The following is a 16,147-nucleotide window of genomic DNA, read 5'->3' on the forward strand; positions in this document are numbered from 1 at the left end:
GCCGACTCACGCGGCTCCGACCTGGCAAAACGATGCACGAACCGCTCCTGCAGAGCCCTCAGTTCACCCGCCCACGACCGGGCATCAGACAGTTCCCCACCCATGAGCAGACCAACGACCGACCTACCCAACCGTCACCGCAAAGACCGTTGCAGTACTAGGCAAGATCTGTTCGCAGACGGGCGCCAGGGCCTGCTGAAGCTCGGCCCCCGGCGGACCCCGCGGAAGTCCGACCGCGACGACCACGGCCGCGGACATCGCCCAGGCGCGCGCGGCGGCCGGGCGCCTCGCCGACGCGGTGAAGTCGGCGCTGGGCTGAGGGTCCATGGGCCTTCGGGCCTGATCGACGCATGCCGCGACACCCGCCGTTCGAGGGAACGGCGGGTGTCGCGTCTGTGGAGCTGTGCCCGCGGCTCGTACGTTCGGTCGGTATGACGTACGCATCAGGCGATCGCACATCCGGCCCCACCCGTCGCGCCGCACTTGCCGGACTAGTCGCCGGGACCGGGGCCGCGTTGGCCGCCGGCTGTACGCCGTCCGACGCGAGGCCCGTGAACGCGCCCACCCCCAGCCCGACGGCGACGGGCACCGCACCCGCCGGCGGGCCCACGCCGGGCGTGATGACCCTGTTCAAGGACCCGGCGTACAACTTCAGCGGGCTGCTCGCGCTCGGCGCGTCCGGTCAGGGATCCGCCGAGGTGGGAGAAGTGCTCACCGCGGTGAACTCGATCAACAAGGCCGGCCTCTCCGCGCAGACGTACGTCGAGACGTTCAGCAAGCTCGGCGACCGGCTGATGGGGGCGCCCGAGGGCGCCAAGCCCGACGAGCAGACCACGCGCTTCCGTGCGCTGCGCGCAGCGCAGTACTACGCCCAGGCGCTGTTCTTCGTCCTCGGCTCCGACGATCCCGGCAGCGAGGAGCGGCTGTACAAGGCCGGGCGAGGCGCCTGGGACAAGTTCTGCGGCCTCTGCGACCCGGCAGCCGTGAAGGCGAACGTCCCGTACGAGAAGACCCCGCTGCCGGTGTGGTTCTTCCGGCCGGACGAGTCCACCACCCGGCGCCCCACCGTGATCCTCACCAACGGCAGCGACGGCCAGAACGTCGACATGTGGACCTATGGAGTCCAGGCCGCGCTGGAGCGCGGCTGGAACGCGCTCGTCTACGACGGCCCCGGCCAGGGGCAGCTGCTCTTCGTGGACCGGGTGGTCTTCACACCGACCTGGGAGAAGGTGGTCACGCCGCTCGTCGACTGGCTGGTGGCCCGCCCGGACGTGGACCCCGAACGGATCGCCCTCACCGGCCTGAGCATGGGCGGCGACCTGGCCCCCCGTGCCGCGGCCTTCGAGAACCGGATCGCCGCACTGGTGGCGATGCCCGGCTGCGTGGCGCCCTGGCTCGGCTTCCCCTCCCAGATCCGGGAGATCCTCCAGCCGAGCAAGGAGGAGACCAACAACATCTGGAACGAGGAGGTCGTCCCCGAGCTGCCCGCCGACGATGCGGCGACGATCAAGAAGCGCTTCGAGCCCTTTTCCGTCCAGGCGATGCTCGGTGCCCGCGAGGGCAAGATGTTCACCGACTTCCACACCCCGGCCAAGCGCGTCGAGGCCCTGACGATCACGGACGTCGTGGGCCGCATCAAGGCGCCCACGCTGGTCCTCGACTACGACTTCGAGCAGTTCTATCCGGGTCAGCCCCGCGAGTTGTTCGACAACCTGACCTCGCCCAAGGAATACGTGAAACTCACCGCGGCCATTGGGGCGCAGTTGCACTGCTCCCCGATGGCGCCGCAGCAGCACTGCGAGGTCGTCTTCGACTGGCTCGACCAGACGCTGTCGGTGCGCTGACCAACTGATCGTTTCAGAATGAAGCTCGTTGTTGGGCATGGCAGTTGGGCGTTGTGTCGGCAGGATCTGTGGGCTGTCTGGTGATCTTGTGCCTGATGGCCTGTGGGAACGTGTGGCTCCGCTGTGCCTGCTCGTCCGCCGCGGCGCAAGCGGTATCCCGGGCGGTTGTCGGCGGATGACCGTGCTGCGTTGCGGCACCCTGCACGGCGGCGGCGCCGACCCCGCCCGCCTGTACGTCGGTCCTGTCCGCGGCACGGGAGTTGCTGGTACCGCTGCCGACCGCGCCATACGGGTGCTTCAGCTCACGGATTCGACGGAACCGGGCCGGGCGGCGGGTGCCGAGCCAGGTGGCGGCGCCCGGGAGGTCGATCCAGAGGCGGGCGTGAGACTCGATGACCTCCTCGTCTACGGGCGGCTTGCGGGCTCCTTCGGCTGCTGTGCTGTCATCGTGGCCGGTGGATGTCGGGCGTCGGTTCCGCAGACGCGGTGGCGGCATGATGTGGCGTCACACGGTGTATCTCGCCGGGTGGAGATGGACGCTGCCGCGGGGGATTCGGCCTCACACAATGAGGTCGAAACAAGTACCCGGACGCTACGTGGGACAGCCACTTGATCACATCCCTGTCACTGCAGTGGAACCGCCCGCTTCAACTGTCACCGGTCAGCACGCGAAGCCATCAGGCGCACGACAGTCCGGGTGCGAGGGCTCGCAGGGATCCGTAAGGCCGCGGCGGCGCACCCCCGCCCAAATGCCGGACGAGGGCTTGCAGACGGCAGAGGGAGTCGTTCGCCGGGGCGGCGTGGCGCTCAGCCCTTCGGGGCAACGTTCGCGTTGAAGCGAAAAAGGTTACCGGGGTCGTACTTCGCCTTCACCTCGGACAGCCGCTCGTAGTTGCTGCCGTAGCCCTCCCGCAGGAGTTGCTCCCCCTCTTCCAGAAAGCCGGGGAAATTGAGGTAGACGCCTCCGGCGGAGAAATGACGCATGGCAGCGAAGGTGTCGCGGACCCAGGCCACGTTCCGCTCCGAGTCGGCTGGGTGGCCCCAGTTCCCCTCGATGCCGACCAGGTAGGGCGCGCCGCGGTTGGCGAAGGCGGTTGACTCCTCGGCCACCCGCGCCATAGCGCCGCCCTGATACCAGACGTCGATGGTCGAGTCGGGCGAGGGTGCCGCGGCGGCGTGTTCGGTGAGGCTCTCGATCAGCTCGTCGCTGAGCTCGGGAGCGTTCGCGGACTTCCAGTAGTAGAGCCCGCCGTCCGGGTAGTCGTCATCCAGGAACTTCTGCGCCTCGGTGTACGTCGTGACCTCGCTGAGGTCGCAGAGAGGTTCGGCGATCTCCCGGAGCGGCCGCAGTGCGCGCTCACCCTCTTCGGCCGCGGCCTCACCGGCGCCGGTCGACACGGCGAAGAGTGCCACGAAGGGTTCTCCGTGCACCGCTGCCGGGTACTCCTCGGCCCGCGGTATCCGGCCGAGGACGGCGAGCGGTGCCACCTCGTCGGGGACCTCCGCGACGTACCGCTCGCACGCCCTGAGCACTTCCCCGGCGCATTCCATGGGGTAGTACACGTGGCAGAGGAAGACGCGGGGGCCCACGCGATGCAGGCGATACTCGAACGATGTCACCACGCCGAAGTTGCCGCCGCCCCCGCGGATGGCCCAGAAGAGGTCCTGCTTCTCGCTCCCGCTCGCGGTGAGCAGCTTCCCGTCGGCCGTGACCAATCCAGCCGATACGAGGTTGTCGCAGCTCAGGGCGTGCTTGCGCCGGAGCCAGCCCATTCCGCCCGACAGGGTGAGCCCGGCGATCCCGGTTGCCGACACCACCCCCAGGGGTGCGGCGAGCCCATGCCGCTGGGTTGCGCGGTCGAGGTCTCCCAGGGTGCAGCCGCCCTGCGCCCGGGCGGTGCGCCTCTCGGGGTGGACGTCGATGTCCGTCATCTCCGCCAGGTCGACGACCAGCCCGCCGTCGCAGAGGGCATGGCCTGCCACTCCGTGCCCGCCCCCGCGCACTGCGAGCGGCAGCAGGTTGTCCCGGGCGAAGTCCACGGAGGCGATCACATCGTCCTCACCGCGGCATCGGGCCACAAGCGCCGGCCGCCGGTCGATCATGCCGTTCCACAGCGCTCTCGCCGACGCGTAATCCCGGTCCCGGGGCCGGATGAGGCGCCCGCGCAGCCGTGAGGCGAAGCGATCCAGGACGGGGCCGGGAAGACCGGTATCCGTGCTGGTCCGTTCTCCACGCTCGGATGTATTTCCACGGTCGTGCGTCTCACTCATGGGGGTCGCCTCCCGTTTTCAGCATCGCCCCGGAGGGAAGAGGCCGCCATCCGAGGCAGTGGCACCGCCTCTGCGGTCGCCGCGACCCAGGCAGACCTCCGGAACTTGTGGGACGGTGAGAGTACGGGTGCGCTGGCGTGAGCTCTCCACGAAGATTCCGCTTCCAGGAGGCCGGGCATGGGCGAACTGATCAAAGCCGACACTGGCGAGATCTGGGTTGAGCGCCGAGGCAACGGTCCGGACGTCCTGCTCATCGCGGGGCTCAGTGATCCCGCCGAAGCCTGGCAGGCACAGCTCGATGGGCTCGCCGGCCGTTACCGGCTCACTGCGTACGACAATCGCGGCACCGGACGTACGCCGCTGCCCGAGGGGCCTTTGTCGGTACCCGGGATGGCCGAGGACGCCGCCGCCGTGCTGCACGCGCTTGGCATCCCGGCCGCCCATGTCATGGGGTTCTCGGGAGGGAGCCGCATCGCACAGGAGCTGGCGCTCAACCATCCCCGACTCGTCCGCAGCCTCGTCCTCATGAGCACATGGGGCCGCCCCGACGCCTACCTCCGGTCGATGACGGACTTCTGGCACTGGATGTCCGAGCGAGCCCCCACCGAGCGCGCCATGCTGGCGGCGTTCCTGCTGTGGATCTACACCCCGCGGGCACACGCCGACGGCACGGTGGACCGAATCATCGAGGAGACGCTGGCCTTCCCGTATCCGCAGTCCATCGAGGCCTTCCAGCGCCAGCTCGCCGCGTTCAGGACCCATGACACGCTCGCCCGCCTGGCCGAGATCACTGCGCCGACCCTGGTGCTGCCGGTGAACTGGACATCGCCACACCGCCGCACCTTGGCCGCGCAGTTGCCGAGAGGGTCCCGGGTGCCAAGTTCGAGATGTTGCCGGGCGGACGAGCGCGATCCCGGCAACTACCTGGCCTTTCTCGGCCTCGCCGCCGCCCTCTGCTGCTACAAACGACTCATCCGCCTCACCACGTATGACACGGTCTTAGTGTCCAGCGAGCTTGCCGGGCAGGGTGAGGCATGCCCGGGGAGTATCAGGGCGCGGCCCAGTTCGAGGCAGGCAGCAGCCGGACGGCCTGCAGCGCGACGTACAGTTCGGCCACTGTCACCGGGTCGGCAACCGCGCGGCCGGTGAGTTGCTCCACTCGGCGCAGCCGGTAGCGGACGGTGTTGGCGTGACAGTGAAGCCGGCGGGCCGCCAGCTCTGCCGAACCTGCCACCGAGAACCAGACTGCCAAGGTGTCCAGGAGCGACTGGCGTTCAGGGGCCGGCAGACCCAAAAGGCCGCCGAGGACGGCCCACGCCAGCCGGGCGCTGACATCGGGCGAGTGAACGACCAGCGCGGCCAGAGGCTGGTCGTCGAAGGTTATGAGCCCGCGCACCACGGGGGCGGCGGCGACGAGGGCAAGGCGAGCGAGACGGAAGCTCTGACACGTACCGGCCATCGTACGGAACGGCGGACTGACCCCGATGCGAGCCGAGTCGGTTAGTCCCGCCCGGTCGGCTAAGCGCCGAAACGTCGGTATGTCCCGTACCGACACCACACCGATCAGCATCTCCGGAGTATGCTGCCACGCCGACGCGATGCCCTGGGCGGCCAAACGGCTTTCCCAATCCGCCGCCTGCGGGGCGGCCGGACTCCCTCCTCCCGCTGCAGCCTCCACTACCGCGACGACGAACGGGCCCTCATAGGGGAGACGCAGCACATCAGCGGCCCGCCAGAGCGCCGCCGTGTCGACCACCGTACCGTCGAGGAGGTCTGCGAGCAGGGCCGAGCGGTACTGTTCCCGCCATGCCGCCTGCTCACTCGCCGTGGCCTGGTAAACGACGGCAAGCGCTTCGGCACCGGCCTCGATCATCTCCATGATGCTGCCGGCGCCGGCCAGCAGCGCCCGCAGGCTGGAGCGCCCTGATTGCTGTGCTTCCTCCACGAGTTCTTCCCACAACAGCAGAGCGCCGACGCGGTAGGCGCCGAGAACGGCGGGGAGTGGCACACCCTGCCGGGCCCGTTGCCGCCCTACCAACGGAGCCGGATCGGGGCTGTACCCGCCGCCGAGCTTGTGCAGAGCGAAAGCCAGGTGAGCACGGCACGAGGTCCGCAGGTCATCGAGCGGCACGGAACCTGGGATGAATCCGGCGTGCGGGCCACGACGGACACGGTCCGTGACCTTTTCGGTCAGATCCGCCACTCGGTCGTACAAGGACTTCGCAAGACGCCTGAGTTGAGGGTCGGACAACGCAGCGTGCATCGAGTGAGCCGCCATGATCGTACTCTAGGAGAAGAGTCCGCCGACGTCCCGCTGTTTGTGAACGCCGGCCGTCAATGTCGAACGCCACAGCGTGGCCATGCCGTTCCTGTCGGCAGGTCCATCGTGGCCACGGGCTCCAGCCAGCAAGATCCCAGGGATTCCGGAAAGCCTGCCCGGAGCTTCGACGTACGCGAAGGGATCTCTATGAAAGCGCCCCGAGCGACCCGCCTTTGCCCCCTGATCACCGTGCTGTCGGCTGCGGCGCTCCTGAGCCCGCCGCAGCCTGCACAGGCTGCGCCCGCGCCCATCACCCCTCCTGCCGCCCTTTCGGCCCCTGGCAGCTCCACCGCCCCGGTCGACGACCCCTTCTTCCATCCGCCCACTCCGGTGACCGCCAAGCCGGGAACAGTGATCCGGTCCCGCACTTCGAGGTTCCGGGTCCAACCGTCCGGGCTGGTCGACACCGCTGTACACGCGTGGCAACTCCTCTACAGCAGCACCGATGCGCACAGCCGTCCGATCGCCGTCTCCGGCACCCTCCTGGTACCGCGGGAGCCTCATCACGGCAACGGACCGCGGCCGATCGTGGCCTATGCCATCGGGACCCACGGCCTCGGCGACCACTGCGCGCCCACCCGCACGCTGGCCAACGGCACCGACTACGAAGGCGTCGTCATTCACGCGATGCTCGAACGCGGCTGGGCGGTGGCGGTCACCGACTACGAGGGCCTGGGCACTCCCGGAGCCCATACCTACGCCAACGGACGGTCACAGGGACAGGCCGTGCTGGACTCGCTTCGTGCCGCCGGACGCCTCCCCGGCACCGGCCTGTCAGCCGAGGCCCCGATGGCCGTCACCGGCTATTCCCAGGGCGGGCAGGCCGCAATCTGGGCCGCGGAGCTCCAGCCCTCATACGCCCCAGATCTTGACCTGCGCGCGGCCTCCGTAGGAGCTCCAGCGGCGGATCTGCAGGCAGTTGCCCAGCACCTCGACGGCAGGGCTGGTTTCGGATTCGGTCTCGCGGCCGGCGTGGGCTTGAAGGCTGCCTATCCCGAACTCCGGCTGGACGAAGCCTTGACCGAACACGGCAGGAAACTGATCAGCGATGTGACGGACGACTGCACCCTGCAAATCGCTGCCAAATACGGACTGCGCACGTGGAAAGCCGTGACCCGGGAGGACATCCTCCAAAGCCCGGAATGGATCCAAAGGCTCGGCGAGCAAAAGGCCGGCCGACGGCGCCCCCTCACCCCGGTGCGGCTCTACCACTCGCAGCGGGATGACGTCATCCCCTATCACGCAAGCACCGAATTACGTGACAGGCTGTGCGCACTCGGGGCCACGGTGGACTGGCAGCCCTATACGGTTCCCACCCACATAGCCGCGTTCTACGCGTCTGCCCCCCAGTCACTCAGCTGGATCGAGGGCCGGCTCTCGGGCCAGCGCGTGGGAAACGACTGCTGAAGCCCGACTCCTGCACGGCTGAGGGACCACCCTGGGACCGCTCGGCGGTACGGCCGTTGTGTGCCGGAGCGCGTATGCGCAGGTCGAGGGGGTCGAGTGGCGCTCCGGCGACAAAAGCATCCACATGATGCTGCTCTGATCGTGCGCAGCCCCCTGCGTGCTGGCGAGCGATGTTCGTCCATGCCATGGCCGGATCGCTGGCCGGTTCCGGCGATTGGAGCCCCGTACGCCCCACGCAGCCAGTACCGCCGGCATGTCTCTACGTGCCCAAGCCCAGTGGATCGCGCTAGTCATACAACTGGAGCGTCGCCCGTACGAGGCTTTCTTTGTGCCGCCCCTACGGGCTTGTCCCGGGCCCGCGGTCCGCCCGGGAGTCCAAAGGTCTTGCGCATGCCAACGCAGTTCGCCCACACCTTTTGGGGTCACGGATGAACGCTTGATGTACACGATCCCTCAGTCGAGGGAGCTACCTGCACGCATTCCGCCCGGATGCCTGCGCCGTCGATGGCGCCGATCAGCTGGCGTACGAGCGCTGTTCCGCCGATGAGCCGTGACGCCGCACGAGGAGAAGCGGCGGGAGTTGCTCGTGCGCTCCGAGCAGTTTCGCGGCCCGGCCACAGGGCATGGGGTGACGGGCTACCTGACCAGCCTCCGGACTCTCACGAGCGACTGCCGTGGAGGTGTTCGACCTCACCGCTCAAGAGGTGGTCGCGGCCGGCCACTCGCTCGTGCGGACGGTGGCGCGGGGGTGTCGCACGCGATCGGCACGCTTTTGGACCTGGAGCGGTTCTTCGCGTCCGCCGCGCGCAAGGGCCGCCTTTTCGGCCGAACGGGTGACGTCGTCATCTGTCCATCCGCCAGGACATCACGGCCGTCTTGCCCTCGCCCGGCGAGGGCTTCACGCGCGACTGGACCGGCGGGACAGGCAACGGGCAGCCCGCATTCGGAATTGCCCGGGCCGCTGCCTTCTCGTCGCTGCGGGCCGTGTCCTGGCGCCTCACCATGCCGCGACACCCCCTGTGCCCGCCTCACCACCCCGCCCGCCGTCGCCGTCTCGGTCGAAAGCTTCCCCGCCTGCGGACATCCGTCGGCTGCCGGTGCAGGACGGTGAGGGAGCGCATTCGACGGAAGAGTGCGGTCTGGTGTACCGGTCGTCCGGAGCGCTCCCGGAATTGCCCGGCCGGCACTGGCCTCTGTGCTCGCGGCTCAGACAGGCTCGACCACCCAAGGCCCCCGCTGTCCTCGCTGCCACGCCAAGCCGGTGAAGGTGTCTCCGTCCGCTGCCGGTTCGTTTACCCCAGAATGGGATGGATTCCTCCATCATTGCTCACTCCGCTCGGTGACGAGTTGCAAGCCATGCGTAATCGACATGGCGGAAATCCGCCTTGAATCGTCCGGGCGAGGGGCAAAAGACTCCTCCTAACGCGGAGGGGCACATGCGCCCCGACGGCGATCCAGCACACCAGTCACGCTCGCACGTGAGGAGACCGCCGCATGCCCGATGCCGGCCCTCGACGCACGGCATACCCGATCACCCTGAACGACGGCACCACCACCCGTACTCGCGAGGTCACTCCCGCCGACCTCGGACCCATCCAGGAACTGCACCGCCGCTGCTCGCCGGGCAGCCGAGCTCTGCGTTACCACGCGGGTAAACGCGAGTTGTCCACCGCCGGATGGCGGCAGCTGTCCGATCCGGCGCGCGGCACCACCTTGGTCACCACCACTGCCCAGCAAACGGACCGCATCATCGCCATGACCAACGTCATGCGAACCGATCAGAAAGGAGTGGGGGAACTTGCCGTGCTCATCGAGGACGAATGGCAGTCCAAAGGCCTCGGTACCGCCCTGGCCGCACACGCGGCCGACGTAGCCCGACGAGCCGGACACCACACGCTGACCGCCACTGTCGCCGCGGTCAACACGCCGATGCTGCACGTCCTGGAAAGTCTGGACGCTCCACCCACCCGAGCCACCGGGCCCGTCCTGGACATCCACATACCGCTATGGAGCCGGAGGTGACACGGCGAGCGGGCGGGCCAACCACCCGGGGGCTTCGCGCTTCTGCCATCCCGCAGAAGGCCAGTGACCACGAGCGCGGCCGCCCCCGTGTGGTCGTGCTCGCGGGGTGTGACCACCCTGCCGGTCCCGCTCAGCCGACCCAGCCAGTCCACCGTTGCTGGTCCCCGTGACGAACTGCGAGCGGTAGACGCTGTCCTCAGCGGTTGAGGGTCACCCGCAGCGGCGGGTCCACCGGAGGGCCCGACGCCAGTGCCGTGACGTGACGAAGGGCCCGTTCCTGCGGCGTCTGGGATGTTTCGAGCTCATCCGCGCAGTGTCCCCCAAGCCGATCAACCGGTGCACATGGATTCCGTCGCGGCCGACTCGCACCACTGATCGACCCGTCGCGCTGCGCTCGCCGGGGCGGATTGCTCCCGGCACACCACGCCGCAGGGCAGACCAGTGCCACGGGGGCCGCCGTCACTCAGAAGCCTCGGGCGGCCCCTGGCGGCACTGAATCGTCTTGACCGGGCCGTCGAGGCCGGTGAGCAGGAGGTCAACGCCTGGCGGTGTCTGGCGCAGGCCGACGAGGGATACGAGTTCGATCTGGCGGTGGCTCTGGAAATGCCCGGCCGACTGCTGCGGCGACCGGCCGACACAAAGAGACAGTCCGCACCTACGAAGAGATCATGGCACTCTGGCGGCGCCTCAGCCACCCTGAGCCGATCAGCTACTGGCCTTCTCCCTCATCAAGCTCACGCTGCCACCGGCCGAGCTGAACCGGCACGAGGACGTCCTCGCCAGGGGGCCCTCGCCATCCTGCGGCGGCTCGCCCAGGAGAACCCGGCCGCCCACCAGCCGACCCTCGTCATGGGACTGGTCCAGGGACTCGGGCTCCCGCTGGCGCGGTCGGACCCCTGGCAGCTGGCCGAGGGCTACCCGCGCGCCCACACCACCACCGAGCATGCCCGAGGCGACTCGGAGATCATTTACGGGACAACTCTTAGGCCGTCCACGGGTCCTTCAGCGGCAGGACTCCGAAGGCGCGGAACCGGGCGTCCAGGTCCTTCAGCTCCGCGAGACCCTTGCCGATCTTCTCCCACCCTCGGGCCTGCGCATCCCTGGCCTCGTCCTCGGGCAGGGGCGGGACGGCCAGGGACGAACCGGCCAGCACGCTCGCCATGCCACTGCGGGTCTGCTTCAGCGCGCTCGCCCACACCTTCTGGGTCGGCGCGTCGGGGATCTGCTCGTACGCCTCGGCGGCGCGGAGTGCCTCGGACAGGTACTGGAAGTCGATGACCACGCGGTCCTGCTTGTGCAAACTCTGGGCGGCGCGTGCATGCCCGACCAGTTCGTTGTACCGCTCGGAGCCGCCCTGCCCGTACCAGAGGATGACGAGTGCACTGGCCGGGGTCGGCTCGGGCGTCGGGGTCCGGCTCGCGCTCGGACTCACGCTCCGGCTCCCGCTCGGACTCGGACTCGGCGCGGCGGCTTCGGGGTCACCCGAGCAGCCGGAGAGCAGGATGGCACTGCCAACGGTCAGTACGAGTGCGCATTCGCGGGCCCGCATGTTTCCCCCTGAGTCGAACGGCGCGGCCTTCAACTGGCCTGTCCTACAGTGCCTTACCGCGCCTCCCGGGCCCAGTACGCCGAAGACGAGCACGCCTTGGTCGCGGGCCGGGACCCGGCGTACGCCTTCCGCTCCGTGGAGACCAACAAGGCACGGGTCCTGCTGGACGAGCTGAGCGGCCACTTCCGTGGCATCAGCGATCCTGCCGCGGCCCGGGCGGCCGAAACCGGTGAGGCGCAGGCCTTCTTCATGGGCAGCGGAGCCACGGACGGCGTGGTGGCTGAGATGCTGCTGGCGAGCCGCCTGCCCCTCGGCGGCCTCAAGGAAGTCCCGGAGAGCCTCACCCACCAGCTCCGCCAACTGAACGCCCACTACCAGCAGCACGATGCCGGCTTGACCGGAATGGCCGCGGTCACCTCGCTGGAGGAGGCCGTCGCCGCCCTGGACCAGGGCGAGGCCCTCATCGAGTACCACCTGACGGTCCTGGTGGCGGCCCTTGCGAAGGCGTGGCGCTGACGGTGACGGTGTGCGCGTCGGACGGCGGTGGCTCGACCGGATCAGGCGGCGGCTCCAGCACGGCGGCCAAGCCCGCCGGCGCTTCTGGCGGGAGCGGTTCGGAGCCGCCCTGCACCTACACCAGGCTCACGCCGCAGCCCCCGGCGGCGAACCTGGCGTGGGAGGGCAGGACGGCGAAGGATGGCGCGGTCTACCAGGTGGTGTGCCCGGACACGGGCCGGGTGGGCATGGTGTTTGTGCCGACCGGCGGAGGCCCGGCCGCGCCGACGATCGATCCGGAACTGGTGGCCCGGCAGGCGGTCGACTCCATGAAGCTGGTGGGGCCCGATGTTGCTAGCCCGAAGGCATGCGGGCGGTATGTCGCGGGGATGCCGATGTGGCTCTGGGTGGCGCCGTCCGCGACGACGTACGGGCCGGACACCGCCACGGCGACGGCGGGCGGCGTCACGGTCACCGCCACGGCCAAGGTGTCGTCCATCGCATGGGCCATGGGCGACGGCACCACGGTCACCTGCACCGGCCCCGGCACGCGAAGAAGAACAGCCAGATCTTCCGCAACTCCACGATCCGCATCTGTGTCCCCCGACAGACCGGCGGCGTCCTCCAGGCACTCGCCCAGGCGGACATCGACGAGGCCATCGCCACCGCCACCACCCCAGACATCCGGCTCATCGTCGCCCTGGCCGCCGTCCACGCAGCACGGCCGAAGATGATCCGCACTATGCAGATGGACGACGTCGACCTGGGTAACCGGCGCATCACCGTCGGCGGCCACATCCGCCCACTCGACGACCTCACCCACCGAGCGGTCCTGGACTGGCTCGGCCACCGCCGCAACCGCTGGCCGAAAACGGCCAACCCCCACCTGCTGATCACCCAGGAGACCGCCGTCGAACTCGGCCCGGCCGGCAAGCTCCGGACCACTGGGGCCACCCGCAATCTCACCGCCATCCTCGAACGGCTCCGCGTCGACCGCCAGCTCGAAGAAGCCCTCACCCACGGCGCGACCCGCTCCACCTCGCGCTCGTCTTCGAAATCGATGAGAAGACCGCCATCCGTTACGCGGACTCGGCGCCCGCACTTAAAGAGCGTTTTGTCCCGCCCGGGGTGCTTCATTGCAGTTCAGGTGGCGGACCGTTTCGGGTCGGCTGGGGCAGTAGACATCTCTTGTGGCAGGTGAGGCAGATGACGGCCTTCGAGGGCCCGTTTCGGTCCCTTCGCTCCTGTCTGATCCCAACACGCCCCCGGTCGCGCCGGTTTGCGCCCTGTGGCGGGACGGCTGTCATCAGTACTACAGAAACATGCCTCGTAAGCAGCGGCCGTACCCGAGTGACCTGTCCGATGCCCGTTGGGCACTGCTGGAACCAACTCTGACGGCCTGGCGGGCCGAGCGAAGAGGGAAGGGCCTGGACATCGGGCGGCCGCCCGAGCACGATCTGCGCCGGATCATGGACGCCATCCTCTACGTCGACCGAACCGGCGTCCCCTGGCGGTATCTGCCGCACGACTTCGCCCCATGGGAGACGGTTTACGGTACTTCGCCGCCTGGCAGAAGGACAAGGTCTTCGACCAGCTCAACGGTCTCCTGCGGCGCCTGGTCCGGAAAGCCGAAGGCCGCGACGTCGAGCCGAGCGCCTGCGTCCTCGACGCCCAGAGCGTCAAGACCTCAGCCAACGTGCCCGCGGCCGGCCAGGGCATCGACGCGGGCAAGAAGATCGCGGGCCGCAAACGTCACATCGGCGTCGACACGCTCGGCCTCCTCCTGGCCGAGCGTTTCCGACAACATCGGCGGCATCCACCTGCTCTCGAGCATCGCCTCCGACCACCCCCGCATCACCAAAGCCTGGGCCGACACCGGCTACCGCACCAAGGTCATCGACCACGGCGCCCGCTTGGGCATCGACGTCGAAGTCACCTGCCGCGACCCCGCCCAAAAGGGCTTCAAGGTGATTCCGCGACACTGGGTCGTCGAGCGGACCTTCGGCTGGCTCATGCACGACCCGCGCGTTTTCACCCCTCATTTCATGCGGCCATCGGGCATCGATGACACCCGCCGCTTCCCGGCAGGCACCGCAGGCGTCTCCGCGCTCCGGCAGCCACCAGTAGTCGGACGGCACCATGCCGGCTTCCTGGATGCCGCACAGCGTCCTGTCGAAGATGCCGAATGCGTGGGAGGTGCCAAGGGCAAGGCCATCTGCGACGGCCTCCTCCCATCGCATCCCCATGGGCAGATACGGCGTTCGCGAAATCTCGAACCACTCGCCGCCCACATGGGTGACCGCATGGCACCAGGAACAGGACCAGATCTCCTCTTCCCAGGCTGTCGGCGCCACCGGCCACCGCCACATCGACCGCCCGCACACATCACACTCCACAGGCGGATCCTCACACGCCAGCACGGACCACGCCAAGCGGCTGGCATCGCGCCAGTTACCAAACATCCTTGCCGGGATAAAACGCTCTTTTAGAACTCCTAACGGAATGACTCACGAGGCATCGTCGGGCCCTGGGGCAGTGGGTAGCAGCCAGGTGCGAGGATGCTGTCGTGTTGGATGCGATCAACGCGGTGGACTGGGGTGCCATACCGGGCCATCCCGACTGGTATGAACCGGCTCGTGCCGAGCGCGGTCTGCGCGCGCTCGCGGATGCAGCGAACCTGGTGGAGGCGGCTGAGGCCAGCTCGCTGCTCGGCGGCGGCGGAATCGTCCATGGCCACAGTGCCGCAGTGTTTCCGGCGGCCGCGGTCGCGACGCCTCTGCTCCTGGACATCGCGCAGCAGGGTCACCCGGCGGCACGGGACGCCGCGTTGGGGATGGTCGGTGAGGCCCTGTCGTCCTATCCCCACGGTGAGTACACGCGGGTGGCGACGTCCTTCGGCACAGCAGTCCCGATCTGCTGCGCCATCGCCCACCAGTTGCGAACTCGCTCAGCTTTCCTTGTTGGACTGGGCAAGCGGGGCAGGGCACTGCTTGCCGATGCGGCCAAGCACTGGCGTTTCGAAATCCGAGAGTGCGTCGCCGACAGCAATGACACGGCAGCCTTCGGGGCTCTGGTCGGCTGTTTCCCGAGCGGCGTGCACGCAGCGGAACTACACGTCGGCGGCGAGATCGCCGTGCTGGACGAGGTTGCCCTCGAGTATCCACCCGTGGACGGCTCTGTTGAAGCGTGCCTGCGGGTGACGGGATGGCGTCCAGCTGGACTGCCGCCCGGCGCCGTCCTGTTCCCAGCAGAGTGCGGTGAACGCGTGCACTGACCAGCCTCTACAGTTCACGGTCCATGCGGTACAGGGGCCGTCTGCCGTCGTCGGGTGAGACGCCTCCAGTAGATGAGTGCGCATCCCAAGGTGAGGAATGCTTCGTGGATGCCGTCGAGTATCTCCCAGCGAATCCGTAGGCGGCGGAACCAGTGCAGGTGGGCGAAGGCGCGTTCCACGACCCAGCGTTGGGTGCCCAGACCGGAGCCGTGTTCGGTGCCGCAGCGGGCGATCAGTGGTTTCACGCCGAGGTCCCAGACCAGGCGGCGGTACTTGTCGTGGTCGTAGCCGCGGTCCGCGAGGACCGCGTCCGGGCGGCGCCGGGGCCGGCCGCGTTTGCCCCGCACCGGCGGCACGGCCTGGAGCAGTGGGATCAGCTGGGTGACGTCGTTGCGGTTGCCGCCGGTGAGGGTGGCGGCGAGCGGGATGCCAGTGGCGTCGGTGATCAGGTGGTGCTTGCTGCCCGTCCTGCCCCGGTCAACAGGGCTTCGTCCGGTCTTGGCGCCCCCTTTAACGCGCGGACGTGGGAGCCGTCGACGGCCGCTCGGGAGAAGTCCAGGGCGTTCGCGCTGTGGAGCCTGGCGAGGAGGACCTCGTGCAGCCGGGACCACCCGCCGACCTCGGTCCACTCGGCCAGGCGCCGCCAGCAGGTCATCCCCTACCCGAAACCGAGGTCCTGCGGCAGATGTTCCCAGGAGATCCCGGTGTGCAGCACGAACAGGATGCCCTGGAACACCAGCCGGTCCGGATGTCGCCTGCGTCCTGGATGCCGGGTCCGGCGCTCGACCTTGGGCAGCAGCGGCTCTATCACCGCCCACAGCTCGTCGTCGACTTCCCACGGCTTCGGACGAGCCACCCCTGCACCCCCGGATCATTGGCCCCGGAGCGATCCAACCAACTCGAAGATCATTTCGTTAGGAGTTCTAAGACCGTGTCCTATGTGGTGAGGCGGTCGTTGACCTCGG

General features: G+C 68.7%; 10 protein-coding genes and 3 pseudogenes. 7 read left to right on the plus strand and 6 right to left on the minus strand.

The window, feature by feature from the left end; genetic code table 11:
- The first annotated feature begins 620 nt into the window (after positions 1-620).
- Positions 621-1,844, plus strand: a complete 1,224-nt coding sequence (locus IH00_RS0132785) for an alpha/beta hydrolase family protein (protein WP_234335047.1) — start codon at positions 621-623, stop codon at positions 1,842-1,844.
- An 807-nt stretch (positions 1,845-2,651) separates the two neighbouring features.
- Here the strand turns inward: IH00_RS0132785 and IH00_RS0132790 are convergent.
- Complete coding sequence (locus IH00_RS0132790; RefSeq protein ID WP_234335048.1) at positions 2,652-4,115, minus strand: FAD-binding oxidoreductase; 1,464 nt, start codon at positions 4,113-4,115, stop codon at positions 2,652-2,654.
- 177 nt (positions 4,116-4,292) lie between these two features.
- Between IH00_RS0132790 and IH00_RS39645 the strand changes: the two genes are divergently transcribed.
- Complete coding sequence (locus IH00_RS39645) at positions 4,293-5,264, plus strand: alpha/beta fold hydrolase (RefSeq protein ID WP_031079715.1); 972 nt, start codon at positions 4,293-4,295, stop codon at positions 5,262-5,264.
- Here IH00_RS39645 and IH00_RS0132800 read toward each other — a convergent pair.
- The gene (locus IH00_RS0132800; RefSeq protein ID WP_052411819.1) at positions 5,164-6,393 is read right to left on the minus strand and encodes a PucR family transcriptional regulator; all 1,230 of its coding nucleotides are present in this window, start codon (positions 6,391-6,393) and stop codon (positions 5,164-5,166) included. The genes IH00_RS39645 and IH00_RS0132800 overlap by 101 nt on opposite strands.
- A 189-nt stretch (positions 6,394-6,582) precedes the next feature.
- Between IH00_RS0132800 and IH00_RS0132805 the strand changes: the two genes are divergently transcribed.
- Positions 6,583-7,842 (plus strand): lipase family protein, encoded by a 1,260-nt coding sequence (locus IH00_RS0132805; protein WP_078888086.1) that lies wholly within the window; start codon positions 6,583-6,585, stop codon positions 7,840-7,842.
- Between the two features lie 1,494 nt (positions 7,843-9,336).
- Positions 9,337-9,864 carry a GNAT family N-acetyltransferase gene (locus IH00_RS0132815; protein ID WP_031079718.1) on the plus strand — a complete coding sequence of 176 codons (528 nt, stop codon included), beginning with the start codon at positions 9,337-9,339 and terminating at the stop codon, positions 9,862-9,864.
- A gap of 120 nt (positions 9,865-9,984) precedes the next feature.
- Here the strand turns inward: IH00_RS0132815 and IH00_RS44525 are convergent.
- Both IH00_RS44525 and IH00_RS0132825 read right to left on the minus strand, forming a co-directional pair.
- A pseudogene (locus tag IH00_RS44525) lies at positions 9,985-10,114 on the minus strand (DUF3626 domain-containing protein); the annotation flags it as partial.
- A 732-nt stretch (positions 10,115-10,846) separates the two neighbouring features.
- Positions 10,847-11,296 carry a hypothetical protein gene (locus tag IH00_RS0132825; RefSeq protein ID WP_031079720.1) on the minus strand — a complete coding sequence of 150 codons (450 nt, stop codon included), beginning with the start codon at positions 11,294-11,296 and terminating at the stop codon, positions 10,847-10,849.
- A 165-nt stretch (positions 11,297-11,461) separates the two neighbouring features.
- On the opposite strand from IH00_RS0132825, the gene IH00_RS0132830 reads away from it, so the two are divergent.
- A complete protein-coding gene (locus IH00_RS0132830) occupies positions 11,462-11,929 on the plus strand; it encodes a hypothetical protein (RefSeq protein ID WP_031079721.1) in 468 nt (155 codons plus the stop codon).
- A 190-nt stretch (positions 11,930-12,119) separates the two neighbouring features.
- On the opposite strand, the gene IH00_RS0132835 is transcribed toward IH00_RS0132830, so the two are convergent.
- A complete protein-coding gene (locus tag IH00_RS0132835; RefSeq protein WP_031079722.1) occupies positions 12,120-12,929 on the minus strand; it encodes a hypothetical protein in 810 nt (269 codons plus the stop codon).
- 301 nt (positions 12,930-13,230) lie between these two features.
- Between IH00_RS0132835 and IH00_RS40970 the strand changes: the two are divergent.
- Positions 13,231-13,962 (plus strand): annotated as a pseudogene (locus tag IH00_RS40970) (IS5 family transposase); the annotation flags it as partial.
- Positions 13,963-14,474: 512 nt separating this feature from the next.
- A complete protein-coding gene (locus IH00_RS0132850; protein WP_234335049.1) occupies positions 14,475-15,182 on the plus strand; it encodes a hypothetical protein in 708 nt (235 codons plus the stop codon).
- Between the two features lie 14 nt (positions 15,183-15,196).
- Here the strand turns inward: IH00_RS0132850 and IH00_RS40980 are convergent.
- Positions 15,197-16,038: pseudogene (locus IH00_RS40980) on the minus strand (IS5 family transposase).
- Between the last annotated feature and the right edge of the window lie 109 nt (positions 16,039-16,147).

Origin of the sequence: Streptomyces sp. NRRL S-118 (assembly GCF_000716335.1) — a bacterium.
GTDB lineage: Bacteria > Actinomycetota > Actinomycetes > Streptomycetales > Streptomycetaceae > Streptomyces.